Genomic DNA, 9546 nt, shown 5'->3' with positions numbered 1-9546 from the left:
AACAGCGGATACCGGCCATGCCCCTCACCTTTCGCCGACTTGCTCCAGACGATGCCGTCGCCTATCGGGCGCTGATGCTCGAGGCCTACACGCTGCACCCGGATGCGTTCACATCGGATGTGGCAGAGCGTGAAGCGTTGCCGATCTCGTGGTGGCAAAACAGGCTCGATAACGCACCCTCGGCCAGCGATGCCGTGTTCGCGGCGCTGGAGGATGGCCGCTTGCTCGGCACCGTGGGGCTGTCGATGGAAACCCGAAAAAAGGCCCATCACAAATGCACCCTGTTCGGCATGTACGTGCCCCTTGCGCACAGGGCACGAGGCATCGGTCAGCAGTTGATGAACAACGTGCTGGCGTATGCAACATCGCAAACGCAGCTGCTGGTCGTCCAGCTCACCGTGACCCAAGGCAACGCCGGGGCTCAGGCATTGTACGAGCGAATGGGCTTTGTGCCATTCGGCCTGGAACCCCTTGCAGTGTCGGTGGGTGGCGGGTTCGTTTCGAAGGTGCATATGTGGAAGGATTTGCGGGACTAATCACCCATACCGGGCGACGTCCCTGAAGCCGCCCCGCAGGCATCAGCAACCCAGCGCTTGTGCTGCTTCAGTCAGTGAATCGACTACGACATCCCAGTCCTGCTCCGCAGCCAGATCAGAGGTCTGGCCAGGCCCGTGTTCGGATGGCCTTCGGACGAAAACGGTCTTGAAGCCATTGGCGCGAGCTGCTGCCAGATCGGAATTGTGCGCGGCGACCATCGCCATCGACTCCGGGGCCAACCCCACTGCCCTGGCAGACTTCAGGTAGGTCTGAGGGTTGGGCTTATAGGTGCCTGCGATCTCCGCACCGACAATCACATCCCATGGCAACCCACCGAACTTTGCAAGGTTGAGCATTCCTGCAATGTGCCCGTTTGACAGCGTACCGATCGAAAACCTGCGCTTTAGCCGGGTGAGGCCGGCAACGGAATCAGGCCAGGGGTCCAGTTTTTCCCAGGCTTTGTTCAGCTCCGCCAGCTCAGCATCGTGGATACTGCCAAAGTCTGCATTGAGCCTGGCCAGTACGGTTTCCAGATTCTCCCGGTTCAAGACGTCGAGCGTCACGAAGGGCCGTTCGCCTGAACGTACGCGCTGCATGGACGGCTGGTAGAGCCCTCGCCACTGATCGGCAAAGTCGAGTGGATCGATCTGTATGGCGTGCTGTTCGAGGAAAGGCGCCGCGGCTCTGGCCACACCGTTTCGCCAGTCCACGACAGTGCCGAATACGTCAAAACCCAGAAAACCTGCGTGTTCCAGCTTGGTCATGATTGCTGCTCCCAGAGGACGTTTCATCACTTGAAGATGCTTGCAAGATACATTTCTTCAACGGATGAGTTCACGAGCGGTCTGATAAATGGCAAGGCCGGATCGATACCCTTCGGGCGTTGATACTCGACAGGTAACGGGCCTATCAAATGATTGATGGAGGATTCCATGAAGTACGTGAAGCTTGGCAGTACGGGGCTGGATATCTCCAGACTGTGCCTCGGGTGCATGACGTTCGGTGAGCCTGATGCCGGCACACATCCCTGGACACTGGACGAGCAAGCAAGCCGGCCCATCATCAGGCACGCGGTGGAGCAAGGCATCAACTTTTTCGACACAGCCAACAGCTATTCGGCGGGCACGTCGGAAACCATCGTAGGGAAACTCCTCAAGGAGTTCACCCGCCGCGAAGAAACCGTCATTGCAACAAAAGTGTTCTTCCCGGCGAACATGTGGGAAGGCTCCACCAGGCCCAACGACAAGGGACTGTCCCGCAAAGCGATCATGGCCAACATCGATGCGAGCCTGCAACGATTGGGCACCGATTATATCGACCTGTACCAGATCCACCGCTGGGACTACGACACGCCCATCGAAGAAACCATGGAAGCCTTGCACGACGTGGTCAAGGCAGGCAAAGCCAGGTACATCGGAGCGTCGTCCATGTATGCCTGGCAGTTCGCCAAGGCGCAACAGGTTGCGTTGGCAAACGGCTGGAGCAGGTTTGTTTCCATGCAGAATTATCTGAACCTGGTGTACCGGGAAGAAGAGCGCGAGATGATCCCGCTGTGTCTCGATCAGGGCGTCGGTCTTATGCCCTGGAGCCCGATGGCGCGTGGCCGGTTGACACGGCCTCATGGTCAACAGACAGAACGCACCAGGACCGATATTTCCGGGCAGTCTTTTTATGAAGCCACTGAGCAGGAAGACGGTCGCGTCATTGATGCAGTGGAAAAGCTGGCCGGCGAGCGAGGCGTCCCGATGGCGCAGATAGCCTTGGCCTGGGTGCTTGCCAAGCGCGGTGTGTCAGCACCGATCGTCGGCGCTTCCAAAGCATCGCAACTGGACGATGCCATCGCAGCACTCGACCTGGTGCTGAGTGACGAGGACATCAGCCAACTTGAAGCCCCGTATGTGCCTCATGCAGTGACCGGTTTTGCCTGACACGTTCGAACGCTCGGTCGGCAGCAGACGCTGCTGGCCCGCGCCCGGAAGCATGATGGATGACATTTGTCCGGTCGTGGCTGACCCGAAATTCTGCAATAACAACTGTCTATCCGATTGCGTGTAAATATCTATTTGGCGCCTGTGCGACTCAAGCATACTGTCTGGCCATTCGCTATTAGCTGGCGCCACGATTATGGCGACCAACCGACCTTTCCTTTACGAGCTTTTCTCATGAAAAAACCGGTTTCTCTGGCGACGCGTATCGGCTTGGGTTTTGCCGCAATCGTGTCGCTGCTCATATTGATCACTGCGGTGGGTATCCAGCGGGTGGGGTTTATCGACACTACGCTTGAGGACGTCGGAGAAAACGCAGCAAAAGTGCAGCGCTACGCGATCAACTTTCGCGGCAGCGTACACAACCGGGCAATCGCCCTGCGGGATGCCGTACTGGTCAGCAACGACCAGGATCTGGCCACTCATTTGGCAGAGATGACCCGTTTGGAAAAAGACTACGTCGACTCGGCTGTGCCAATGGATCAGCTGTATACCAGACCCAGCGTAACGGGCGAAGAGCGTCAGTTGCTGAGCGCCATCAAGGAAATCGAACAGCAGACACTCGCCTCTACCAAGAGCGTGATTGCGCTGCGTCGTGCAGGTGATATTGCCGGCGCCCAAGCGCTTTTATTGCGCCAGGTTTCCGGTGATTACAGCGAATGGCTGAAACGCGTCAACGCGCTTATCGACCACGAGGAAGCCTCAATCAGGTCACAACTCGACAGCGTGCAGGCAACGGCCGGCCAGTTTCGCGGGTTGATGCTCATGGCAACGGCGTTCGCCGTGCTGCTCAGCATTGTGCTGTCGATGGTCATCATCCGCTTTGTCAAAAGAACGCTAGGCGCAGAGCCGGTAGACGTCGCGCAGGCCATCAGGCGGCTGGCCGACGGTGATCTGCAGCAGAACATTTCCACCGAACACCCCGAGAGCGTGATGGGCGTGCTGAAAACCGCGCTGAGTCGCCTCTCCGAGACGATCACTCAAGTACGACAGGCCGCTCAGGAAGTAAGCCAGTCATCGACCGTGCTGTCGGCTGCGTCCTCCACCAACAATGCTCAGGTCATGGTGCAGACTCGCGAAGCCGAACAGGTGGCAACCGCTATCAGTGAGATGGCTGCCACAGTCAACGAAGTTGCCGGCTATGCGGCACAGGCAGCAGATGCAGCGCGTCTGGCGGACACCGAAGTGGAAACCGGCAACAGTCTGGTAGAAGGGACTACCGCGGCCATTGAACAACTGGCTGCAACGCTGGTGGAAACGACCAGCACTGTAGAGCAGGTATCCAGGCACGGTGAACAGATCGAAACAGTCATCGAAGTGATCAACTCGATCGCCTCCCAGACCAACCTGCTGGCCCTTAATGCTGCCATCGAAGCCGCTCGTGCGGGCGAACATGGGCGAGGGTTTGCAGTGGTGGCGGATGAAGTGCGCTCGCTGGCGACACGCACCCAGCAGTCGACGCAGGAAATTCAGGCAATGATCAGCACGTTGCAAGGCGGCACAGAAACCGCCGCGCAGAACATGCGTGACAGCTGCGAGCTGGTCAACAAGGCAGTTGCACAGACCCGCAATGCACAGAGCGCGCTGTCGAAAATCAGCAAAGAGGTAGGCGCAATCAATCACATGAACGCGCAAATCGCCAGTGCGTCAACTCAGCAAAGCGCGGTGGCCGAAGAGGTCGCGATGAATATCAACAGTATTCACGACTCGACACTCAAGTCCGCCAGCGGCTCCCAGCAAGTGGCAACCGCCAGTGAGGATCTGGCGTTGCTAGCGGACCGCCTGACGCAAAAGGTGGCGTTTTTCAAAGCTGGCTGAAAACAGGCCGTATCAGTCCGCGCAGGTTACCGCTGGTGACCTGCGCAGCGACCACGCCACTGTTGCCATAGACAGCGCGGCGCATACCGCGCCGGTCACGATCGCAGCCGTAAAGCCCGCGCTTTCGGACACCAGCCCGCCTATAAATGCCCCGCCGCCAATCGACAGATTGACCACACAGACCAGCAGCGCCTGAACGCCTTCCACACGCCCGTTCGAGGCGTCGAAGCACCATATCTGCGTGGTGATCGGGATCATTCCGAAGGCAAATCCCCAGACCAGAGTGACCGGCCATAGCAGCCACGGGTTGCCGACAAACATGAGTAATGCGCTCAGTGAGCCCAGCATCAGCAGGGTCATGATCAATACCGAGGACGGCGCATTTCTGGCCGCCAACGCACCACCAGCCAGATTGCCCGCTACCGCTGCCAGACCGAAGGCAAAGAGCAACACGCCTAGCGCCTGGCCTTTAATGTTGGCGGACTCCATGACGAAGGGTGCGAGGTAGGTGTAGGCCGCGAAGTGGCCGACATAGATCAACAGCGCGGCAGCAAACATCCGGCGAATTTTTTGCTCACCCGCCAACGAAAGCATCTGCCCGATACCGGCAGAGCGCTCACCCGGCAATGCAGGCAGAAGCGTGGCGATCAACAGGCCTACAGCAACGGTAACAACCGCCGCGGTTTCAAACGCAGCCCGCCAGCCAAATGCTTCGCCGATCACTGTACCCGCAGGTATGCCGGCTACTGTGCCAATCGAAACGCCCGCCAGCACATACGCGGTCGCCTTCACGCCCTCCTTGCCCGGCCTCAGCCGAGGCCCCAAAGACCCGGCGATGGTCCAGAATCCCCCTAGGGCGAAGCCGAGCAATACTCTGCCGGTGAGGGTCAGCCAGAACTGTTCCGATAATGCGACGATCAGGTTGGACACCAGCAATATCGACAGCAGGCAGAGCAGCAGACGCTTACGGTCGACATGACTGAACAGCGCAATGCAGGACGGTGCGGAAATCGCCGCGAGGACACCGGGGACGGCCATCATCAGGCCAGCGTGACTGACACTGGTGCCAAGGTCACGGGCGATATCGGGTAACAGCCCTACAGGGAGAAATTCCGTGGTAACGGTAGCAAACGATCCAAGGGATACGCTGCCGACGGCCCACCATGAAGCAGGTTGTGTTTCGAGGTTTCCAGCGGTTTCAAAGCGACTCACAGCGGTTCCAGAATTCAGTTTTTTTCGCGACTGGCCCTTCTGGCCAGCGCATGTAAGCGCACAACCCTAACGTGTAAGGCGTTATTGAATCTACCCCGAATGCAGGTCTCGACGCCCTGCGTCGCACGAGAGGACGCAGGGCATCAATGGATGATGAGGCTAACGAAACGGGGCGAATGAATTCGCCCCGTGGTCGTCAGCTTATTTGTTGCGGGTCACTCTCCAGACCGTGTTGGCCAGGTCGTCGGCAATGATGAGCGCGCCTTTGGGATCAACGGTTACCCCCACTGGCCGGCCGCGAGTCTTGCCGTCTTCACCCCGGAAACCTGTCGCGAAGTCCACGGGCTCGCCCGCAGGACGGCCATTGGCGAACGGCACGAAGATCACCTTGTAGCCAACCGGATTATCGCGGTTCCAACTGCCATGCTCGCCGACGAACACGCCGTCCGCGAACTTGTCACCCATGGCCGGGATGGAGAACGACACGCCCAGAGCGGCGACGTGCGAGCCCAAGCTGTAATCAGGTTTGATCGCAGCAGCGACCTTGGCCGGGTTTTGCGGTTGAGCACGCGGATCGACGTTCTGGCCCCAATAGCTGTAAGGCCAGCCATAAAAGGCGCCCTCTTTCACCGAAGTCAGGTAATCCGGAACCAGGTCAGGCCCCAGTTCGTCGCGTTCGTTGACCACCGTCCACAACTGCCCCGTACCCGGCTGGATCGCCAGCGCGGTCGGGTTACGCAGACCGGTCGCGTACGGCTTGTGAGCGCCCGTCGCGGCGTCGATTTGCCAGACCATTGCACGGTCGATCTCGACCTCCATGCCGCGCTCGGTCACGTTGCTGTTCGAACCAATACCGACGTACAGGAAGCGACCGTCAGGGCTGGCGGTCAGCGCTTTGGTCCAATGGTGATTGATCGCTGAAGGCAGGTCCGTCACCTTAACCGGTTCGCCGCCCGCCTTGGTCTGACCGTCCTGATAGTCGAAACTGACCAGAGCGTCCTGATTGGCGACATACAGTTTGCCATTCGCGAAAGCCAAGCCGTATGGCGCATTGAGGTTTTCGGCGAACACCGTCTTCAATTCGTACTTGCCGTCGCCATCGGCATCACGCAACAGCGTCAGACGATTACCGCCTTTGACTTTGGTATTGCCCTGCGCCTTGATGACACTGGCGATCACATCCTTGGGTTTGAGTTTGGCAGCACTGCCGCCGCGCCCCTCGGCAATGATGATGTCGCCATTGGGCAGAACCACTGATTGACGCGGAATGCTCAGGTCAGTGGCAATCGCCGTGATGCTGAAACCCTCCGGTACGGTCGGCTTCTGATCACCCCATGCAACAGGTTCGGCAATCTTCATGCTCGGCAGCAGGCCGCGTTGCGGTTCTGGCAGTTTAGGGTCCGGACCACGAGCCTGGGTGCTGTCAGCCTCGCCACCACAGGCGCTCAGCAACAACGCCATACTCAATGCAGTCAGTGCGTGGATATTTCTCATTTTGCACCTCCGGAGCGCAGGCTCGTCAGCCCTGTCCACGTCGCGACGCAGGCCAGCAGGGTGACAATCACCGACAGGATCAGGCCCGACGGCATGACCGCCCAGGCATCTTTGGCATGTTCAAAAGCGTTGACCAGGCCAAGCACCCAAGTCACCAGCAATAGCAGAAAATACGCCACAGGACGTCCAGCCTTGTGATCCGCACGGATCAGGTTCACCAGTGCAAACAACAGCGCCAACCCGCAAAACAGCAAGCCGCCGGCAATCAGCCAGGCAGCAAAGTTGCTCCATTGGATCTGGAACGTCTGGTAGTAGGCGATATCACTCAGCAATCCACCGAGGAATAGTGGAACGGTGCCAGCAAGCAGGGTCGCGTGTAGCGGGCCTGGCGTGCAGCGGTAGACGGGATGGGGGGTAACGGTCATGACGGCTCCTTATCGTTCGGCGACCCTGGATCAAGGCTCAATGCGGATTGCACTCGCCTGTCGGGGTCGCGCTGACTGCTCATAAGGAAGGATCACGTTGCGGAACGGATAGTTCAGCGCATTTCATTTCGAAATATTTTGAAAGCTTTACGGGCGGGTTAATGCCTTGTTGCGACGGCAGCGCTCGGAGCAATAGCGAACCTCGTCCCAGCAGCGCGCCCACTTCTTGCGCCATGTAAACGGCAGGCCGCAGACCACGCAGTTTTTTACCGGCAGCTCGGTCTTTTTCAAAGTGCTTCTCCGGCGTCCAGTCTGGCCAGCAAATGCTCGCCCCGCGCCCATAATGCCTGCTGCTTGGGTGCGGCCATACGATCAAGGTTTTTGTAAATCATGCCCATGCGCTGGTTGCGGCGTAAAAGGTCGCTGTGACGCATCAGAAAATGCCAGTAAAGCGCGTTGAACGGACAGGCATCGTCGGTCGTGCTTTCAGTCACTTTGTACGCGCAGCCACGGCAGTAATCAGACATGCGTTTGATGTACTGACCGCTTGCGCAATAAGGCTTGGAGCCCAGATAACCGCCATCGGCGTGCATCACCATACCCAGCGTGTTGGGTAGCTCGACCCAGTCGAACGCGTCCATGTAAATCGCCAGATACCATTCGCAGATCTGCTCCGGCACGATGCCGGCGAGCAGCGCAAAGTTTCCGGTGACCATCAGGCGCTGAATATGGTGAGCATAGGCATGTTTCAGGCTTTGGCCTATCGCCTGGCTCATGCAGTTCATCTTTGTTTCACCAGTCCAGTAAAACTCCGGAAGCGGCCTGCTGTTGCCAAACAGATTACCGCTGGCGTAGTCAGGCATCTTCAACCAATAGACGCCGCGCACATATTCGCGCCAGCCAATCAACTGACGGATAAAACCTTCGGCAGCGTTCAGCGCCACCTTGCCCGACCAATAAGCAGACTCAACATCGCTGCAGATCTGTCGCAGGTCCAGCAGACCGATATTCAGCGCCGCGCTAATTCGCGCATGAAACAGAAAAGGCTCATCTGTCGCCATCGCGTCCTGATAATCGCCAAAACCCGCCAGGCCAAAATCCAGAAAATACTCCCACAGCGCCTGAGCATCTGCATGCGTCACTGGATAGTCGAAAGCCTCCAGCGAGCCATAATGGTTGGCGAAACGTTCCGCCACCAGCGCCAGCACATCGCGGGTAATCGCATCGGCGGAAAAGCGCATCGGGTACGGTGCAGCCACGCCCTTGGGCAGCGCCTTGCGGTTTTCGGCATCAAAGTTCCAGGCGCCACCGACCGGCGTACCGTCGCCATTCAACAACAGCCCACTCTTGCGCCGCATCTCGCGATAAAAAAACTCCATGCGCAGTTGCTTCTTGCCCTGCGCCCATGCCGAGAACTCGTCACGGGAACACAGAAAGCGCGTGTCGGCATGCCACCGAATCGGCAGCCCGCAGTCCTTGATCGACTGCTCCAGGCGCCAGTCGCCGCACTCGGTCACGTGCAACTCCTGCGCCTCCAACAGAGCCTGCCAGCGACAAAGCTCGCCCGGTATCGAGCCGGAGTTCTCCGGGTCATCCAGCGTGACGTACTGCACCCGAACCCCACGCTCACGCAACGCTTGGGCGAAATGACGCATGGCACTGAAGATCAGCGCAATTTTCTGCGGATGATGCGGCACATGACTCGCCTCCTCCATGACCTCGACCAGCACGACTGTGTCGTGCTCGGGATGCATGTCCTGCAGGGACGCCAGGTCGAAAGAGAGCTGGTCGCCGAGGACAAGATGGAGTCGGTGAGTAGTCGACATGAGTGGCTTCCGCGACAAAAAAAGTTGTACCAATGTAGGTTTTTGTACAAGTTTTTCATAGCGGTTTTTTGCGCATGTCGTATGCGTCCAGACACCTGCTAAGCGTAACCGCGCCGATTCACGCCTGCTAGCGTCAGAACAGGCTTTGCCTGTCTCGCAAAACTCCGTTGGCCATTCCAGCCATCTTCCCGCCCGCGAATGTGAAAATTTTGTTAAGTATTTGGCCGAAGCGTCTTCTTCTGGCAGAAA

At 58.4% G+C, this 9546-nt stretch carries 9 protein-coding genes and 1 pseudogene; 4 read left to right on the top strand and 6 right to left on the bottom strand.

The features are described 5' to 3' along the window. Positions 1 to 17 precede the first annotated feature (17 nt). A complete protein-coding gene (locus ALO43_RS06125) occupies positions 18 to 536 on the top strand; it encodes a GNAT family N-acetyltransferase (protein WP_054997247.1) in 519 nt (172 codons plus the stop codon). Positions 537 to 578: 42 nt separating this feature from the next. Here ALO43_RS06125 and ALO43_RS06120 read toward each other — a convergent pair whose 3' ends face one another. Then, entirely contained in the window at positions 579 to 1301 is a 723-nt protein-coding gene (locus ALO43_RS06120) for a haloacid dehalogenase type II (RefSeq protein ID WP_053479701.1), read from the bottom strand. Positions 1302 to 1469: 168 nt separating this feature from the next. Between ALO43_RS06120 and ALO43_RS06115 the strand changes: the two genes are divergently transcribed. From ALO43_RS06115 to ALO43_RS32040, 3 genes and pseudogenes are all read left to right on the top strand, one after another. Beyond that, the gene (locus ALO43_RS06115; protein WP_005897197.1) at positions 1470 to 2465 is read left to right on the top strand and encodes an aldo/keto reductase; all 996 of its coding nucleotides are present in this window, start codon (positions 1470 to 1472) and stop codon (positions 2463 to 2465) included. A 234-nt stretch (positions 2466 to 2699) separates the two neighbouring features. After that, positions 2700 to 3209, top strand: a pseudogene (locus ALO43_RS32045) (MCP four helix bundle domain-containing protein); the annotation flags it as partial. Between the two features lie 72 nt (positions 3210 to 3281). Next, positions 3282 to 4340, top strand: coding sequence for a methyl-accepting chemotaxis protein (locus ALO43_RS32040; RefSeq protein ID WP_412778913.1), 1059 nt, complete (start codon positions 3282 to 3284; stop codon positions 4338 to 4340). A gap of 12 nt (positions 4341 to 4352) precedes the next feature. On the opposite strand, the gene ALO43_RS06105 is transcribed toward ALO43_RS32040, so the two are convergent. The 5 genes from ALO43_RS06105 to ALO43_RS06090 form a co-directional block, all read right to left on the bottom strand. After that, entirely contained in the window at positions 4353 to 5552 is a 1200-nt protein-coding gene (locus ALO43_RS06105; RefSeq protein ID WP_024668861.1) for an MFS transporter, read from the bottom strand. Between the two features lie 201 nt (positions 5553 to 5753). Continuing rightward, the gene (locus ALO43_RS06100) at positions 5754 to 7046 is read right to left on the bottom strand and encodes a PQQ-dependent sugar dehydrogenase (RefSeq protein ID WP_024668862.1); all 1293 of its coding nucleotides are present in this window, start codon (positions 7044 to 7046) and stop codon (positions 5754 to 5756) included. Then, the gene (locus tag ALO43_RS06095) at positions 7043 to 7471 is read right to left on the bottom strand and encodes a DUF2231 domain-containing protein (RefSeq protein WP_005897210.1); all 429 of its coding nucleotides are present in this window, start codon (positions 7469 to 7471) and stop codon (positions 7043 to 7045) included. The genes ALO43_RS06100 and ALO43_RS06095 overlap by 4 nt, the downstream gene beginning before the upstream one ends. Before the next feature lie 147 nt (positions 7472 to 7618). Next, entirely contained in the window at positions 7619 to 7762 is a 144-nt protein-coding gene (locus tag ALO43_RS28375) for a DUF2256 domain-containing protein (RefSeq protein ID WP_005897214.1), read from the bottom strand. After that, on the bottom strand, positions 7759 to 9297 hold the full coding sequence (locus tag ALO43_RS06090; protein WP_054997246.1) for a cryptochrome/photolyase family protein: 1539 nt from the start codon (positions 9295 to 9297) through the stop codon (positions 7759 to 7761). Before ALO43_RS06090 ends, ALO43_RS28375 begins: the two co-directional genes overlap by 4 nt. Between the last annotated feature and the right edge of the window lie 249 nt (positions 9298 to 9546).

Origin of the sequence: Pseudomonas tremae, assembly GCF_001401155.1 — a bacterium.
GTDB lineage: Bacteria > Pseudomonadota > Gammaproteobacteria > Pseudomonadales > Pseudomonadaceae > Aquipseudomonas > Aquipseudomonas tremae.
The sequence above is the reverse complement of the archived record's forward strand: the minus strand, read 5'-3'. Positions and strand labels throughout refer to the sequence as shown.